The sequence below is a fragment of the Pseudoalteromonas sp. TAB23 genome (assembly GCF_000498075.1).
GTDB lineage: Bacteria > Pseudomonadota > Gammaproteobacteria > Enterobacterales > Alteromonadaceae > Pseudoalteromonas > Pseudoalteromonas arctica.
In genome coordinates this window covers 1-17,074 of sequence record NZ_AUTP01000271.1, presented here as the reverse complement: position 1 = coordinate 17,074, position 17,074 = coordinate 1, and the positions used below count along the sequence as shown (strand labels likewise).

Sequence of the window (17,074 nt, the reverse complement as noted above, 5' to 3'; positions counted from 1 at the left end):
CATTATTTGTTTAATCTACAGGAACAGGCGCATTAAATATAGGCTTAATAAGTAGAAATTTTTAAATTAATACGCCATTGTTATTAAGCACTGATGTTGAGTGATACATACGCAGTATAAAATTTAAAATGCAATACAAACGCCCTTATCTGTGTTCCTCTAGTGTGTTGTCAGATTCCAAGGGCGCTTGCAATCCTTAGTAACAAGATATTAAGCCGCCTCTCATTAAAAATCTCTGCTCTAAAACACCAACAAACAAATTACCAATAACTTTCAAATCATCACCTATAATTTGCAAACAAGCTAAATACCGCTAAAATAGTCATTAACACCATAATGACCGAGTAGGCACTCATTAATGAGATCGGAACAAGCTTTAAAAATGGCGCAGCAATTAGGGGATTTAATACGCCAGCACCGCACTTTGCATTACACGCAAAGCACCTTTGCAAAAATGATTGGTGTGTCGCGCTCTACTGTGCAAAAACTTGAGCAAGGCGAGACAGTTAAAAGCGATATTTTATTTGAAGCTTTAGTCGTGCTGCAATTACAAGGATCGCTCCTTGATGAAATTAATGAATTAGCCGCCGATGTAGGTGGCTACAATAGACGGCAACGTAAAACCAATAAAGTGCAGGTTATTAACGATGACTTCTGAATGTTATGTGTTTATTGACGAGTTTGAAATTTATTATTTAAAGTATGGCGCTTTGCGAACATAAGCGACATTGATGCTGCACGCTTAACAAGCGTGATTTCTACTATTGAATAAAAAACTTAAAAAGCGGTTATACACTTCAAAATTGAATCTGCGTTATGTTTAGCGCGATATAAATCACGCTAAACGTTTTTTGTTACCTTTTTCTTAGCCAAAAAAGACTCGCTGGCACCGAAATCCACGCCTGCTTACCTAACGAATCAAGATAAACAGCGACTTCTTCTTTACTGCCTGGGCTGAAGTATGGCGGCTGTTGTTCTTTTAGTTTTTCTTGCCCTGTAAGTATTTTGGTAAAGTGTTTATTTTGCTGCTGGAGCATTTTTTTGTATTCGTTAGCTGGTTTTGAATCACCGTGCTTTACAAACGCACTGAGCGCACGGCTTGCTGTTGTGTGTAGTTCTTGAAAATCAAAGTCGGTCAATAGCGCTTCTAACTTTTCCCATTGTTTATTAATAATTAGGCAGTTCATTAATAAAAAGCGGTTTGCTTGATTGTCGTTTGGGTTTAGCTTTAATAGCTCTTCGAGTTCTGATTGCGCTTTTTGGGTATAACCATGCAGTGCGTGTATTTTTGCTCGATGCGCGCGAAGCATCATATAAGGTCGGGTTTCGTGCAAACCCCAAAAGTACCCGGTGTTGTCTTTAATAAACTGCTTTGTTATGAGCCCACTTTCCATTATTTCTAAAAGCATTTGCATTGGCTCAAGTGCTTTTAGCTCGGTATCGGCAAGTACTAGTTCAAGTAGTTCATCAAATTCATCTAATTCATTTGGCTCTTCGTCTAAAAAGTGGTTGTTAAATTCGGCTTCGTTTTCATCAAATACTGCTCGCTCGTTACTAAATCGAAGTTCAAAAATAGCGTCGGCCATAAAATAAACATAATTACGTTTATATTCTTGGGCGTTGTATTGGGCAAATTCACCAAACTCTTTTGCGGCGATTTTGGGGCTTGTAAATGCTTTTAACACTGTAGTAAAGCTGTTTATAGAACGTTTTTGCTCTGTATTGAGCATGCGTTTATTTATATTTTTAAGCGCCTGTAAAACCCCTTTACAGTAATTTGGTAGGGGCATATTCGGCTTTAGTGACTCACGGTAGTCTTGTTTAGATAGGCTGCATTTTGCTGGCATTTTTAATTCGTTTTGAATTATTTTATCCATGCTTTGGTTATACAGAGCCATTAAGCTTTCGAGGTATTTTAGCTCAGTCTCGTTTTGAATATTAAACTCTCCAAATAGATCTGGGTGCCACTCACTGGGAACAAGTAGTTGAGGTAATACACCTAATCCCATTAAGTAGCCTTGGATAAAGTAATAATCTGGTTTTTTAGTGCTTAATTCACTGAGTTTTATAACATCACTGCGTATTTTGGCTGGTGACATAACGTGCCCTGCTATGTATAAATTTATTATTAGTGTACCCATAGATAAAGCTACCAACAACGCTAGTTTAGTTGTTTTATCCTAAAAATGAATTTTTAACGGAATATTTACAAATTTAACAAGCCCGCGCCGCTAAAATACAAAAGCTGGTTTATACTGTTGTAATAATAAGCAAAAATAATAACTATGAGGCGCAATGAATAAATTAATTACTGTATTTTTATGTTTGCTGTTTACGGCTCCGTTTAATGTGTTTGCTTGTGAGAGAACCTTTAGCGTGGCATCGCACGATGCTTTTTGGCCACCTTATGTAATGGGTATTAACGGTAAACTGCAAGGCTCGGAGGTTGATGCGCTTAACATTATATTTGCTGACTCCCCTTTTTGTTTTGAAGTTAAGTTACTACCAAATTCTAAGCGGGCTTTTATTGAGCTTAAATACGGCCGTATTGATTTAGGATGGGCAGCAAGTTATACCGATAAACGCGCTAAATATGTGCACTTTAGTGATACCTACCGAACTGAAGTTATGCGTTTGTACGAAAATACAAACAATCAGCATAACGTTAAAAACCTCGAAGATATTTTTAAACAAGGCCTTACCGTGGGCGCTAACTTTGGGAGCTACTACGGCGAAGAATTTGAGCAATATAAAACTAAATATAAAAAGCAGATTGAATACACTAGTGCAACTAGTAAGCGCTTTGAAATGCTTAATAAACAACGTATTGATTTTGCTATTGAAGACGAGTTAGTGGGGGCTTATTTTGGCAAAAAAGGCTCAAATATAAAATTAGTAACCAATATTGAGTATGTAAACAAGGACGACATTTATTTAATGTTTAGCAAACAAACGGTGTCGGTTACTGAGCTTGCGGTAATTAATGAATATATAAACAAAAATAAAACAGCACTTAAAGCGTTGTTTGAACACTAATTTAAGGAGTGTAATGAAAACTTTATTTTTAGCATTTACTACACTGCTATTTACTCACTTTAATGCCCTTGCGTGTTCAAAAACATTAGTAATGGGCACTAACGAAACTAATTGGCCGCCTTACCTTGTTAAGCAAGGTGATACATTTTTAGGCGCAGAAGTGGATGCTGCAAACGCTATTTTTAAAGATTCAAAATTTTGTATTAAATGGACTTATTTTCCGAGTTTTTCACGTGTTCAAGCTGAGCTTAAAAATGGCCGAGTAGATATGACCTACGCGGCAAGTTATACAGAACAACGCGCTCAATATGCGCATTTTAGCTTGCCTTACCGCGACGAGGTTATGCGGCTTTATAAACATAAAGATACGCCTGATGTAACAAGCTTAGCTGAGCTTTTTAGTAAAAAGTTTACAGCTGGTATTAACCGTGGGAGCTTTTTTGGTAACGAGCTTGAACAGTTAAAAACTAAGTATCCAACACAGGTGGTGCTTACTGCTCAAGCAAATAATCGATTTAGTATGTTAGATAAAAAACGAATTGACTATGTTATTGAAGACTCTGCTGTTGCACAGTACTTTGTAAAAAAACATCCCTCAATTACGCAGGTAAAGTCTATTACACCGATTAACGTTAACAACGTACATTTTATGCTAAGTAAAGAGTCGCTAACTCTTGATGACGTGGCAACCGTTAATCAATTAATTACTAAAAATGCAGCCGCTATAAAGTTAATTTATCAACCTGTGCATTAAAGCATGGGTAATAACTTAGCTATTTGGCTGCAACACTTCTTTAATATTACTGTCGGTGGTGCTTACGCTCCCCTCTGTAAGTAAGCAACACCGCTCACGCTAAAAATAGTGGCTTAAAATCGAGAATTGCCGTTATTTTCGCTTGGTTATAAATTAGCTGCCTTTTATCTTTCATTCGTTGTGGCTGATCTGTATAATTCGCCAGCTAATTTACCCTATTGTCTGGTTCTTGTTTGTGGCGTTTTGCTGCAGCGTACTCCTGTCAGTACTAATCTAGGATTACCCTTTTTGATCTCCACCGCAAATATTACGATGCAGTTTGGCGCAGAGCCGTTGTTTGAAAACATTTCAGCTAAATTTGGTAACGGTAACCGTTACGGTTTAATTGGCGCTAACGGCTGCGGCAAGTCGACTTTCATGAAAATTTTAAGCGGTGCGCTTGTTCCAAGTGCGGGTAATGTATCTATTACTCCAGGGTTGAAATTAGGTAACCTAAGCCAAGACCAGTTTGCTTTTGAGCAATACAGCGTTGTAGACGCGGTAATTATGGGCGACGTGGAGCTTTGGAAAGTAAAGCAAGAGCGCGAACGTATTTACTCGTTACCAGAAATGAGCGAAGACGACGGTATGAAAGTAGCCGATCTTGAAAGCATATTTGCTGAAATGGACGGTTACACGGCAGAGAGCCGCGCTGAAGAAATTTTGCTTGAAGCGGGTATCGATAAAGAATTTCATTACGGGTTAATGGCAAACGTTGCTCCAGGTTGGAAACTACGTGTGCTTTTAGCACAAGCGTTATTTGCAAATCCTGACATTTTGCTACTGGATGAGCCTACCAATAACTTGGACATTCATACAATTACGTGGCTTGCTAACGAGCTTAACAAACGTAAATGTACGATGATTATTATTTCGCATGACCGTCACTTTTTAAACTCGGTATGTACACACATGGCCGACATTGATTACGGCGAGCTGCGTATTTACCCTGGTAACTACGAGAAATTTTTAGATGCTGCGGGCCTACAACGCGAGCAACTTTTAGCTGAAAACGCTAAAAAGAGCGCTGAGATTGACGAGCTACAAGACTTTGTTAACCGTTTTGGTGCTAACGCTTCTAAAGCTAAACAAGCAAGTTCGCGCGCTAAAAAAATGGATAAAATTAAGCTTGATGAAGTTAAATCTTCAAGCCGTATGAGCCCATCACTTTCGTTTGACGAAGGTAAAAAAATGTATCGTCAAGCGCTTGAAGTTAATAAGCTTGGCCATGGTTTTGATGGCGAAACATTATTTACTGGTGGCGACTTACTACTAGAAGCTGGCGCTAAGCTTGCTGTAATTGGCGAAAATGGTGTGGGTAAAACTACATTTTTACGCTGTTTAGTAGACGAGCTTAAAAGTAATGAAGGCGAAATTAAATGGTCTGAAAATGCGACCTTTGGTTATTGCCCGCAAGACAGCACTAAAGATTTTGAAAACGATTTAACGTTGTTTGATTGGATGTCGCAATGGCGTACAGCTAAGCACAACGATTTAATGGTTCGTGGCATGTTAGGCCGTTTGTTGTTTACAGCAGACGATTCAAACAAAAAAGCGCGTAACTGTTCTGGTGGTGAAAAAAACCGCCTGTTATTTGGTAAGTTAATGATGCAAGACGTTAACGTGCTTGTTATGGACGAACCAACTAACCACATGGATATGGAAGCTATTGAAGCGCTTAACAATGCGCTTAAAGACTTTGAAGGTACGCTTATTTTTGTAAGCCATGACCGCGAGTTTGTATCGTCATTAGCTACGCGTATCATTGATATTAAAGATAAAAAAGTAATCGACTTCCAAGGTACGTTTGACGAATACCTAGCAAGTTGTGAAGAGAAAAAAGCGTAAACTTTTTCTAATTGCTTATAAAAACGGTGCTAAATTTAGCACCGTTTTTTTATGTGTGGAATTTGAGTTTAACTATAAAATTAATTAATAAAGGCTTAAATAAATAATTCACTAAGAGGTTAAGAGACGCTACGCTTTTAGAGTCAGTGATAAAATACTCGTTTCTGGCTTGGTTCTTCTCATTTACTCCTCTTTGGCTTCTCCTAGTGCAATAGTTTTTCAAGTAAATAATTCACTAATGGTGATATAAGACGCAGCGCTTTTAAAGTGAGTGATAAAATAAAAAAGCACTGTTTTTTTGACTTTATTTTTCTTAGTTACTGCTGCTTCGCTTTTCCTTATGCAATTAATGGCTCTTATCGCAGAGCTAATTATTCACATTATTTTTATTGGTAAATACTGCATACATCACTGCTTTAAATCTAGTCATATTCTCCTGTAAGTCTTTGTCACTTAATGCTAATGTTTATGGAGTGAGTTATTTAAAATTCTAATGGCTAAACCAAGAGGTAACTATGTCTAATTGGGTTGAAGCAACAGTAAAAAGCGTAACATGGTGGAGCGAAACGCTCTTTAGCTTAACCGTTAATGCTAATGTAGAGCCGTTTAAAGCAGGGCAATTTACAAAGCTTTCTATAATGGATGGCGACAAGCGTATCGCTCGGGCTTATTCATATGTGAATGCCCCTGAAAACCCCGATCTTGAATTTTACCTTATTAACGTTATTGATGGTTTGCTTTCTCCTCGTTTAGCTACATTACAACCTGGCGAAACCGTATTAATAGAACAACACGCAACCGGCTTTTTTACTCTTGATGAAATACCACAAAGCGATCAGCTTTGGATGTTAGGTACTGGCACTGCCATAGGGCCTTTTTTATCAATATTGCAACAGCCCGATGTGTGGAAAAAATACAAAAGCATAAACTTAGTCCATGGTGTACGTTTTAATAACGACTTAAGCTATCAAGCACTTATTAACGAGTTATTAAGAGTGTACCCAGAACAACTCAACTATATTCCTGTTGTAAGTAGAGAAGAGCCATTGCAAGGCTTAAGTGGCCGGATTACTAGCGCTATTGAGAGCAACCGCTTGTTTGAACATGTAAAATTAAACCCAGAGCCTAGTAACGCGCAATTTATGATTTGCGGAAACCCACAAATGGTAAAAGACACGACCGCGCTACTTATCGATAAAAACTTTACGCGTAACCGCCNAAGCACCCGGTAACATTACCGTAGAGCAGTACTGGTAAGCTACAGTGGTGGTATTAACTACCCGATAACGTTAAAATTTGCTATGTTGCACCCTTATGCCAATTTCATCAAAAATATGATCATTCTATCGCATTAAATAACTCACTAACTGCGTTAAAAATTATTCATATAGTGTAACTATATGTCACAATTTTCGCCTTGTTATTGTGCTATTTTCTTGACGCTATAATAGATCGCTTATTTAATGTAATTGGTATTACACGTGTTTAGTGTTCATTTTAGGAAAGTTATGAAACCGTTATCTATTATTTTTGCCTCGTTAATTACCACCGTTGCGCTTATTACTTACGCCGCAGAACAAAGCGAGCCTGAGCAAAAAGAGAAGCAAGTTGAAGCTCAAGCAAACGCTGAAAAACCAAAAGTTGAAGATGAGCAATCAGTAACTCAAGTCAAAGCTGACGACAAAGTAAATACGCTTGAATACAAAGCACCTGAGCTTAAAAAGCCAACAATTGATGCGACTAAACCAGACGATTCAAAGGTATTGGGTAACGAGCAGATTAAACCCACTGAAAAGCCTAAAAATAAAATAGAAAAAGCAGTGGCTGTAGCCGAAGCTGAAAAAGCAGTTACGCAAGCAAAAGAAGCGCTGACAGTTAAGCAACAAACTAAAGCTAAGCAATCGCGCGAATCACTTGCGGTAGTAGAGCAGTTAGTTAAAGCGTATAACGCGCGTAACATTGAAGAGTTTCTTCGGGTATATGCCGAAGATGTTGAGTTTTATATTTTCCCTAATGAGCTATTATTTAAAGGTAAAGAAAAACTAATAGAACGTTATGGGCTAATGTTTAAAAAGTTAAAGTGTATTCACTCATCACCCATTAAGCGCATAGTGCACGGTGATATAGTGATTGATCACGAACTATCAGAAACCTGCTCAACTGACGAAAAGGTAGTTGATAAACGCTCAGAACTGATTTCGAGTTACCAAATTAAAGATGGAAAAATAGTACGCGTACTGTTTTTTAGATAAAGGCTTTATATGCAAATAAATGACGACAAAAAAATTCGCTTAATGTATCGCATTGAGCCCGGTTGCCTTGGCCCTAAGGGTGCTGAGCATGTTGAAGATTTTTGTCGTTTTGCAAATAAACATATTAAGTCACCATTTTATGGCCAATTTGTATTTTTACCTCGTTACGATAAAGCCATAGACGAGCGACAATATAGCGTTAACAGCCGTAATTTATCACTTGCTCAGGCTCGAGCTTACTTAAAGCACTTTGATATTAATATTGAAGAATTTGAAGAACAACTCGATGAGCTCCTCACCAAAGCGATTGATTTATACTTTAAGCGATAGCGTTTAATTGCTGTTGCTTAGGTATTCTCCCCCTCCGCAATACGTTTTTATTTTAATTATTATTAAAAATATAAGTAATTTCTTTCACAAAGATAAAGTAATCAGTAATAACTGAGAAAAACCAGATCGGCCAATATGTATCACTTACTTTAAAAACTCCGAAAAGCGCAGCGCCTCTTAACCTCTTTGTGGATAATTCGCCCTTTAAAAGCTTCTATTTGCACGATGAGAAGTAAAAGAGGAGTAAATGAGAAAGCCAAAAACAGTATTTTTATGTTTTATCACTACTCTAAAAGCGCAGCGCCTCTTAACCTCTTTGTGAATTAATTAGCTCTTTAAAAGCTTTTATTTGCACAATGAGAAGTAAAAGAGGAGTAAATGAGAAAAGCTAAAAACAAAAACCAGTATATTTATGTTTTATCATTACTCTAAAAGCGCAGCGCCTCTTAACCTCTTTGTGGATTAATTAGCTAAATATTTTAAAAGCCCTAAAAACAAAAAAGCGGTGTTAATTTTAACACCGCTTAATGCGAAATATATTTAGCTATATGCTTTAGTAAGCTTGGGTTACAACATAGGTTTTATAACATCAAACACAGCTTCTATATGGTCGTCTCTATCGTTTAATGCAGCTATGTAACGGTATTTTTTGCCGCCTGCATTTTCGAATATTTCACGATTTTCGCCTTCTAGCTCTTCAAGTGTTTCTAGGCAGTCGGCGCTAAAAGCAGGACTGATAATGGCTACATCGGTAATACCCTCATCAGGCAGGGCTTCAAGCGTTGCATCGGTATATGGCTTTAACCACTCGGCTTTACCAAATCGACTTTGAAAAGTACTAATTACTTTGTCTTTATCAAGACCTAGTTTTTCTACAACTAAGCGCGTGGTTTGTAAACATAGGCAATGGTACGGATCGCCGCGCTCTAAAAATAGTTTAGGCATACCGTGATACGAAAAAACAATTTTTTGTGGCATACCATTCGCTTCTAAATCCTCACTAATACTATTAGCAAGTGACTCAATATAACGGGTGTTTTTATGATAGCCATTAATAAAGTGAAGCTCTGGCACCCAGCGCCATTTGCGCAGTACGCTTGATACAGCATCGAACGTTGAACCCGTGGTTGGGCTAGAATATTGCGGATACATTGGCAATATAATAATACGCGTTAAGCCTTTATCACGAAGCTCCTCAAGGCCAGCCTCTATTGAGGGATTGCCATAGCGCATAGCCATTACGACTTCGGTATTGGTATAACCTTGCTCTTTTAATAAGGTATTTAGCTTTACGCTTTGTTGGCGAGTAATGTGAGTAAGCGGTGAGCCATTTTCGGTCCATATACTTTCGTATAATTTAGCTGAACGCTTAGGGCGCACACGCAAAATAATGCCATGTAAAATTATCATCCATACTAGGCGTGGTATTTCTACAATGCGTGGATCTGATAAAAACTCACGTAAGTATATACGAAGCGCAGCAGCTGTTGGTGCATCAGGGCTACCTAGGTTAGTAAGCAGTATTCCCGTTTTTTGGTTAAAACGCCCATCATGGGGATTGTCAGTAACCGCAGAAAATCGCGACACAGAGTGCTCCTTCAAGCAAATTCAATAATGTATTTTATGCACATTGTAACGAAAAAAACTGCCGTTTAGATCAATCATTTAGCAGTTTTAACCATAATTCTAAATGGGGCTGGTTTTTTAGATTCTAGTTGCTGCAGTTTTTCTATTGATTTGCGGCTAAATACATGACATTTAGGCAGCAACATTATACCCGAATGGCTGTGCAGAGCATGGCCGAGTATCATTTGCTCTTTAAGCTCATGGGCATTACAAATTAGTACTGATCCTGCTGAACTTTTTTGTTCGTGTAGTTTTGCATGGCTTGCTTCAAGCGCACGAACTATTTTAGGGTGGTAAAACGAACCACTATAAAGTTTTACACTTTCGAGTGCATCCTCATGGCGCTGCTTTTCATCGCTTGCATTGCTCTGCTCAAACGCATCCCAATAGTCGCGCGCTAAACCTAATACCATAGCCCCTATCGGTATGTCGTTTCCAGCAAGGCCTTTGGGCATTCCATTTCCGTTAAAACGTTCAAACTGATAATAAATAGCATCCGATAAATCGTGTAAATGTATTGCTGGCATTAGCATTAATTGTGCTGTACTTGGGTGAGTATAAAAGGTCTTACGTTGTTGCTCATTTAGCCGATTTAGCGGTTTTTTATAAAGCTCAGGGTCCATAGCAAGCAAACCTATTTGTGCTAAATAACCCGCCATTGGGGCAAGATCGATGCTTTTTTGCGACAGGTTTAAGTAAAGCGCTATTTGTGTACAGGTATTTGCAATATTTTGTGCTTTGTTGCCATCAAGGTAAGGGTTTGCGTTAACAAAATTATATAGCAGCTCAACGGTTGATTTGTGCTCTTGTTTTTCGCGCTCGTTGGCGTCTTCTAGCTTTTTTAAAACTTGTTTAATTTGTAAGGTGCGTTTTTCTACTCGTTGCTCTAACGTGTTGTTTAGCTCAAGTAGTTCTTGGTTTTGTGCCTTAACTTGTGTTTCTAATTTTTTGTTTTGCTTTTTTAACGCAAATTTTTCTAGGCTATCTTTAATGCTTCGAAGTAATAAGTCGTTTTGCCATGGTTTTTGAATATAACCATTTATTTGCCCTTGGTTAACAGCCGCTAGGGTTGTTTGTATATCGGCGTAACCGGTTAATAAAATNGTGTCGGGTGCCAGCGCACGCGCTTTTTCTAAAAACTCGGCACCGTTCATTACTGGCATCCGCATGTCGCTAATAATTAAACCAAATTCATGATTTTTAAAAAGTGTTAGTGCGTTTTGCGGATTATCGCAAACAATAACCGTTAAGCCATTTACTTCAAGTAGTCGTGTTAACGTGCGTAGTACTATTTCGTCATCATCAATACAAAGTACATCAACCTGATTCATTGGTGTGTTTGGTGTTGCTTGAGTCATTGCGCCGCCTTTAAATTACTTCTGGCTAAATAATAGCTTAAAAAAACATCCGTGACCTGTTTATGCTTACCTTTTATATAGAGTAGGAGTCACCTAATGTGGTTATTATCTATAAGTAGATAAATGCTCACACTAAAGTTGCAAATTTGCATGTAGACGACTAAACGTTAAGTATAAAGTTATCTATATGGATGAAAGGAATGAATGGATCAGATGGTAATTTTGAACGTGCTTTTTTAAACGAACAAAAGCTGCGCTTGGCCGCAGAACAATTACTCAAAGATAAAAGCACCGTTTTAGTTGCCATAAATAATGAATTACAAAAAAAAGTAGCCGATTTAGAACACCAGCAAATGCTGTTTGTGCAAACCGAAAAAATGGCAACCTTAGGAACGCTTTGTGCAGGCGTAGCCCATGAAATAAATACCCCGCTTGCCTATGCAATGAGTAATATAGAAAGCTTACAAAATTCTACCCCTTTGCTTATCACGTTGCTAAAACTTAACGAGCAATACTTAAACAATGAAATTAAAGAAAGCCGTTTTAAACACGAAATCGACATACTCAATTTACAGTATCCGTATGCGTATGCGTGGCTTTATAACAATTTGCAGGGACAAGTTAACGACAGCGTTGAAGGGCTCAAACGAATAAAACAAATTGTGCATGACTTATTAAACTTTGCCCACCCCTCCTCCTCGCAAGATAAACAACTAACCGATGTAACAACGGGTGCTAATAATGCTTTAAGATTATTAAGTAGCAAACTTAAATTATGCGAAATAAAAACGCGGTTTGAACCCCTACCACTTATTTGGTGTAATTTATCATCAATTAATCAAATTTTTGTAAATCTATTAATGAATGCTTGGCAAGCATGCGAGCTTGATTTAGAAAAAGGCTGCATTATTGAGGTTAATATTTTTGAACTAAACACAAATATCTGTATTGAGGTAAAAGATAATGGCTGTGGAATGAGTGAAGATACAATAGCGCATATGTTTGACCCTTTTTACACAACAAAAGAAGTTGGAGAAGGTACCGGTATGGGTATGACACTTGTATACGCTATGGTGAGCGATCATGGCGGAAAAATAGAAGTTAACAGCACATTAGGTACAGGTACGACCATCCGCTGCCTATTACCTTTAAAAGCGTAAACTAACAAACAAAACCACAATGTAAATAAAAAGTTAATAGATCTGTTTTTGAAGTTTAATGCTCTTGTAGCGTGTATTTTAATCGATTAAACGTGGTTTTTTCTTATCTTGAAATTTATTTGCATACTTAGACCAAATATTTAGTTTTTTTCATTTCTTTTTGTTTGCATATGTTGCTAGGATGTTTGCAACAGGTTATGAGCACCATAACCACACACATATTATAAGAACACAAAAAAACAGGGTCGTCACTATGCCAACATACCGTTTAAACACACTTGCTGTAGCCGTTGCTTTCGCGTTTAGCGCACCAAGCATTGTTAACGCAGAAGAAGCACCAGTGCAAGCTGCTAAAAACATAGAGCAAATATCTGTATTAGGATCGCGTGTATCTAACCGTACCTCTACAGAGTCTTCTTCTCCTATTGATTTAATTGACGCGGATGATTTAACTAAAGGTGGTTTTACCGAGTTAGGCCAAAGCCTTCAAGCGACAGCGCCTTCATTTAACTTTTCGCGTACACAAGTATCAGACGGTTCAGATTTATTTAGACCTGCAACACTTCGTGGCTTACAACCAGATCAAACCCTTGTATTAGTAAATGGTAAACGTCGTCATAACCAATCAATTTTTGGCCTTAACGGTACAGTAGGCGCAGGCGCTGCGGGTACTGATATGAATGCCATTCCGCTAACAGCGCTTAAAGGCGTTGAAGTATTACGCGACGGCGCTGCAGCGCAGTATGGCTCTGATGCTATTGCAGGTGTTATTAACTTATCTCTTAATAACTCAACCGGTATTACAACGGGTTTTGTACAATACGGCGGCACAAGTGAAGGTGACGGCGACACTATTTCAGCAGGTTTAAACCGTGGTTTTGAATTAGGCAGCGAAGGCGGCTTTATTAACCTATCGCTTGAGTACCGTGATGCCGATGGCACTAACCGCGCCGAGCGCGATACGGGGGGGTCGCTTAATGTTGAACCAGGTACGCTAAGTGAAGATGTACGCTGGGGCCAAGGTAACTCAGAAAGTGAATTTACGTCGTTATTTTACAACATGGCATTACCAATGGGCGACGGCGAGCTTTACTCGTTTGGTGGCTACTCAGAGCGCACGGCGCTGGGTAATGGTTTTTACCGTAACTTTAACGAAGCCTCTAAAAACGTAACCCAAGTATATAGTGATGGTTTTTTACCGCGCATATATAACGAAGCACAAGATATTTCAGTCGCGCTTGGTTTTAAAGGCGATATAAATACCGATTGGAATTACGATGTATCGGCTGTTTATGGTGAAAACCAATACGACTTTACATCACGCAATACATTAAACGCTTCTTACGCGGCTGAGTATTTATTTAATAACCCAAGTGCAAGCGATGCCGATATTGCAGCAAATTCAGGCCCTAGTGGCGGTTACTCAGGTGGTTTTAGATTTGATCAAACAACGCTTAACCTTGATGTAAACGGTATTGTAGATATTGGCCGTGGTGAACCTTTATATGTAACAGTAGGCGCTGAATACCGTAAAGAAAACTACGAAATAGTGCCTGGCGATGAAGCATCATACGCCTGTGGACTAGCAAATATGGATACCTCGTACCCATCAGTAAACGATCCGGATCAATTTGCACAGTGTGGTTTTCAGGCTTATAACGGCCTACGCCCTGAAGCGGCTAACGACAGCGACCGTAACAGCTACGCAGTTTATGTAGACGTAGAAACTATGATCACCGATGCATGGAACGTCAGTGGTGCGCTACGTTATGAAGATTTCTCAGATGCTGGGGATGATTTAATTGGTAAATTAGCAACACGTTATGAATTTTCAGATGATTTTGCTGTACGTGGTGCGGTATCTACCGGCTTTAGAGCACCATCGCTTCAACAAAGTGGTTATACAGCCTTTACAACTAACTTAGGTTCAGACGGTACATTAACGCAGTCGTTCACTGCAGACACCGGTACAGCTTTCCCAAGTGCGTTAGGCGTAGATAGCTTAGAGCTTGAAACATCAACAAACTACAGTGCTGGTTTTGTTTACGATGTAACAAGCGAGCTTTCACTAACGGTTGATTTTTACCGCGTAGAAATTGAAGACCGTATTACGCTTGGCAGCTTACTTACGGCTGACGACGTATCGTTTAGCTCAGAAGCAGTTGCAGCGCTACAAGCAACAGGAGCAGTGCAAGCTAACTACTTCTCAAACTCGGTTGATTCTACTACGCAAGGTGTTGATATTATTGCATCGTACCGCACTGAAGTTGAAGGCGGCAATTTAGGAGTAACCTTTGCAGGTAACCTAAACGATACTAAAATTGACGGCGTAAATGCTGAAGACGGTATTCCTGAAGCGGTTGCTTTTGACGACCTACAACGTAGCTTTTTTACCGACGGACAACCTAGTGAACGTGCAACGCTTACGTTTGACTACGAGCGCGATGCCTACACATCAACCATTCGCTTTAACTACTTTGGCGAAACAGACGTAAAATACTTTGGTAACGACCATATAGAGCTTGCAACAGATGGCTCGTTTAAAGCGACAAGTACGGTTGAATCTGCTGTGTTAGTTGACTTAAATGTGAGCTACCAAATTAACGACATGTTTGCACTTTCGGTAGGTGCCGATAATGTATTTGATGAAACTCCTGATGAACTAGGTGATGATGAGGTGCTTAATGCCATTACTAATGGTGCATTTAAATATCCAGTACGTGCATTACCTTACGGCTTTGACGGCAGAACGTACTATGCAAAAGTAAGCTTTAGTTTTTAATTTATAAAGCAAACTAAAGTAATATTAAGCGCAGTTATTAACTGCGCTTTTTTTATACTTTTTTTATTATTAAAAAAGTACCTGTTGGGCATTAAAAATACTTGCGCGGTTGAAAATTAAGCCTACAATCGCCATCTCTTAAATAGGCCAACATAAAAGCCTTTTTATTATTTAACTTAAAATAACCATTAGGACCTGTTTATCTTTCGAGGTTGAATTTGCAGCAGTATGTTTGGTATTCAGGCAAGGCAGAGCCTGTGTAGTGTGGTTATTCCCCATAAATAGGCGATAACGAAGCACAAATGCCAAACATGCGCTGCCCGAAGGGTTCTGCCCAGGGGCTATTTACTCTTTGTTGCTCGGTTTTTACTTAGCCCACTAGGTTACAAACCTCGCGCCGCGATTAAACAGCCCCTAGATTGAACAAATTTTAATCCTGAAAGGTCAACAGGCCCTAGTTGATAGGAAATATATGACTAAAAAATCTAAAGCAAAAACCGCAAACACCAGCGCGGTAGATACAGGACGAGGCGTGATAAACCACAATGCACTAGCAGCGTTGGTCACCTCTAAATTATTTAAACCACAAGTAGTTAAAGCTAAAAAAGGCAAAGGTTCGTTTAAACGCAACAACAAGCATTCAGGACAAGAGTCCTATTTAATCGCGGCTTAAATAGCACCGATCAAATAGGGCTTTTGAATATAGTAAGCGAGGTTTTATACCTCGCTTTTACTTTTAAAGCATACAAGCCACGTTACATAAGCGCGAAATAAATTCGCACCTACGGGTTTGGTGTTTGCACGATGTAGGTGAGGTTTTATACCTCGCTATTAAAGCATTGAAGCCACGTTACCTGAGCGCGAAATAAATTCGCACCTACGGGCTTGGTGTTTGCACGATGTAGGTGAGGTTTTATACCTGGCTATTAAAGCATTGAAGCCACGTTACCTGAGCGCGAAATAAATTCGCATCTACGGGCTTGGTGTTTGCACGATGTAGGTGAAGTTTTACACCTCGCTTTTTAAACATTAAAGCCACGTACCTGAGCGCGAAATAAATTCGCACCTACGGGTTCGGTATTGATGTAGGTGAGGTTTTATGCTTCACTTTCAGTTCTTTATTATTTTAACTCCCAAGCTATCCTCTAAAAGCGCAGCGCCTCTAAACCTCTTTGTGAATAACAGCCCTTAAAATATGAATGCACAAAGAGAAGAAAAAGAGGAGTAAATGAGAAGACAAAGTCCATTTGTTTAAGTTATATGATATTTCACCACCGAGCTCACCGAGGCGCTGTGCGCTACACAGAGAAAGCACGAGTAATGGTTAGTCACTGCTCCTTGTTTTCTCCTTCACTTCTCGGTGGTGATTTAATTACTTGTTTACTAATGCATCCGACTAAATGTAAAAGCGGTGCTTTTAAACGCCAGCAAGCTGCGCGTCTACAGGTGCTTATACTCAAGTTAGAAGTGTAGTTTCTAACCTTTAAAACTATTATTTTTAACTGTTTGTGATGGGTTTGCACGGTGTAGGTGAGGTTTTATACCTCGCTTTTACTTTTAGTTCTTTATTATTTTAACTCCCAAGCTATCCTCTAAAAACGCAGCGCCTCTAAACCTCTTTGTGAATAACAGCTCTTAAAAATATGAATGCACAAAGAGAAGAAAAAAGGAGTAAATGAGAAGACAAAGTCTATTTGTTTAAGTTATATGATATTTGACCACCGAGCTCACCGAGGCGCTGTGCGCTACACAGAGAAAACACGAGTAATGGTTAGTCACTGCTCCTTGTTTCCTCCTTCACTTCTCGGTGGTGATTTAATTACTTGTTTACTAATGCATCCGACTAAATGTAAAAGCGGTGCTTTTAAACGCCAGCAAGCTGCGCGTCT

The 17,074-nt window shown here is 38.9% G+C and carries 12 protein-coding genes and 1 pseudogene; 10 read left to right on the top strand and 3 right to left on the bottom strand.

Going from position 1 to position 17,074, the window contains the following annotated elements:
- Window positions 1–358: 358 nt before the first annotated feature.
- Complete coding sequence (locus L654_RS0116350; protein WP_024608463.1) at window positions 359–658, top strand: helix-turn-helix transcriptional regulator; 300 nt, start codon at window positions 359–361, stop codon at window positions 656–658.
- 196 nt (window positions 659–854) lie between these two features.
- Here L654_RS0116350 and L654_RS0116345 read toward each other — a convergent pair whose 3' ends face one another.
- Complete coding sequence (locus L654_RS0116345; RefSeq protein WP_024608462.1) at window positions 855–2,099, bottom strand: UPF0149 family protein; 1,245 nt, start codon at window positions 2,097–2,099, stop codon at window positions 855–857.
- A 196-nt stretch (window positions 2,100–2,295) separates the two neighbouring features.
- Between L654_RS0116345 and L654_RS0116340 the strand changes: the two genes are divergently transcribed.
- The 6 genes and pseudogenes from L654_RS0116340 to L654_RS0116315 all read left to right on the top strand — a co-directional run bounded on the left by L654_RS0116340 (window position 2,296) and on the right by L654_RS0116315 (window position 8,259).
- Window positions 2,296–3,036 carry an ABC transporter substrate-binding protein gene (locus L654_RS0116340; RefSeq protein WP_024591146.1) on the top strand — a complete coding sequence of 247 codons (741 nt, stop codon included), beginning with the start codon at window positions 2,296–2,298 and terminating at the stop codon, window positions 3,034–3,036.
- Between the two features lie 13 nt (window positions 3,037–3,049).
- Entirely contained in the window at window positions 3,050–3,790 is a 741-nt protein-coding gene (locus L654_RS0116335) for a transporter substrate-binding domain-containing protein (protein ID WP_024591145.1), read from the top strand.
- A gap of 288 nt (window positions 3,791–4,078) precedes the next feature.
- Entirely contained in the window at window positions 4,079–5,677 is a 1,599-nt protein-coding gene (locus tag L654_RS0116330; protein WP_076915521.1) for an ABC-F family ATPase, read from the top strand.
- A 515-nt stretch (window positions 5,678–6,192) separates the two neighbouring features.
- A pseudogene (locus L654_RS01000000126240) lies at window positions 6,193–6,934 on the top strand (ferredoxin--NADP reductase).
- Window positions 6,935–7,185: 251 nt separating this feature from the next.
- Window positions 7,186–7,929: a nuclear transport factor 2 family protein gene (locus L654_RS0116320; protein WP_024591140.1), complete on the top strand. Its 744-nt coding sequence runs from the start codon at window positions 7,186–7,188 to the stop codon at window positions 7,927–7,929.
- Window positions 7,930–7,938: 9 nt separating this feature from the next.
- Window positions 7,939–8,259, top strand: a complete 321-nt coding sequence (locus L654_RS0116315; protein WP_024608461.1) for a hypothetical protein — start codon at window positions 7,939–7,941, stop codon at window positions 8,257–8,259.
- A 567-nt stretch (window positions 8,260–8,826) separates the two neighbouring features.
- Here the strand turns inward: L654_RS0116315 and hemH are convergent.
- Window positions 8,827–9,846, bottom strand: coding sequence for a ferrochelatase (gene hemH, locus L654_RS0116310; protein WP_007583511.1), 1,020 nt, complete (start codon window positions 9,844–9,846; stop codon window positions 8,827–8,829).
- Window positions 9,847–9,920: 74 nt separating this feature from the next.
- Window positions 9,921–11,243 (bottom strand): HD domain-containing phosphohydrolase, encoded by a 1,323-nt coding sequence (locus tag L654_RS0116305; protein WP_024608460.1) that lies wholly within the window; start codon window positions 11,241–11,243, stop codon window positions 9,921–9,923.
- A gap of 200 nt (window positions 11,244–11,443) precedes the next feature.
- On the opposite strand from L654_RS0116305, the gene L654_RS0116300 reads away from it, so the two are divergent.
- The 3 genes from L654_RS0116300 (at window position 11,444) to L654_RS0116285 (ending at window position 15,858) form a co-directional block, all read left to right on the top strand.
- Window positions 11,444–12,403, top strand: coding sequence for a HAMP domain-containing sensor histidine kinase (locus L654_RS0116300; RefSeq protein WP_024608459.1), 960 nt, complete (start codon window positions 11,444–11,446; stop codon window positions 12,401–12,403).
- A gap of 253 nt (window positions 12,404–12,656) precedes the next feature.
- Entirely contained in the window at window positions 12,657–15,185 is a 2,529-nt protein-coding gene (locus tag L654_RS0116295) for a TonB-dependent receptor (RefSeq protein WP_024608458.1), read from the top strand.
- Window positions 15,186–15,657: 472 nt separating this feature from the next.
- Window positions 15,658–15,858, top strand: a complete 201-nt coding sequence (locus tag L654_RS0116285) for a ribosome alternative rescue factor ArfA (protein ID WP_024608457.1) — start codon at window positions 15,658–15,660, stop codon at window positions 15,856–15,858.
- The last annotated feature ends 1,216 nt before the right edge of the window (window positions 15,859–17,074 follow it).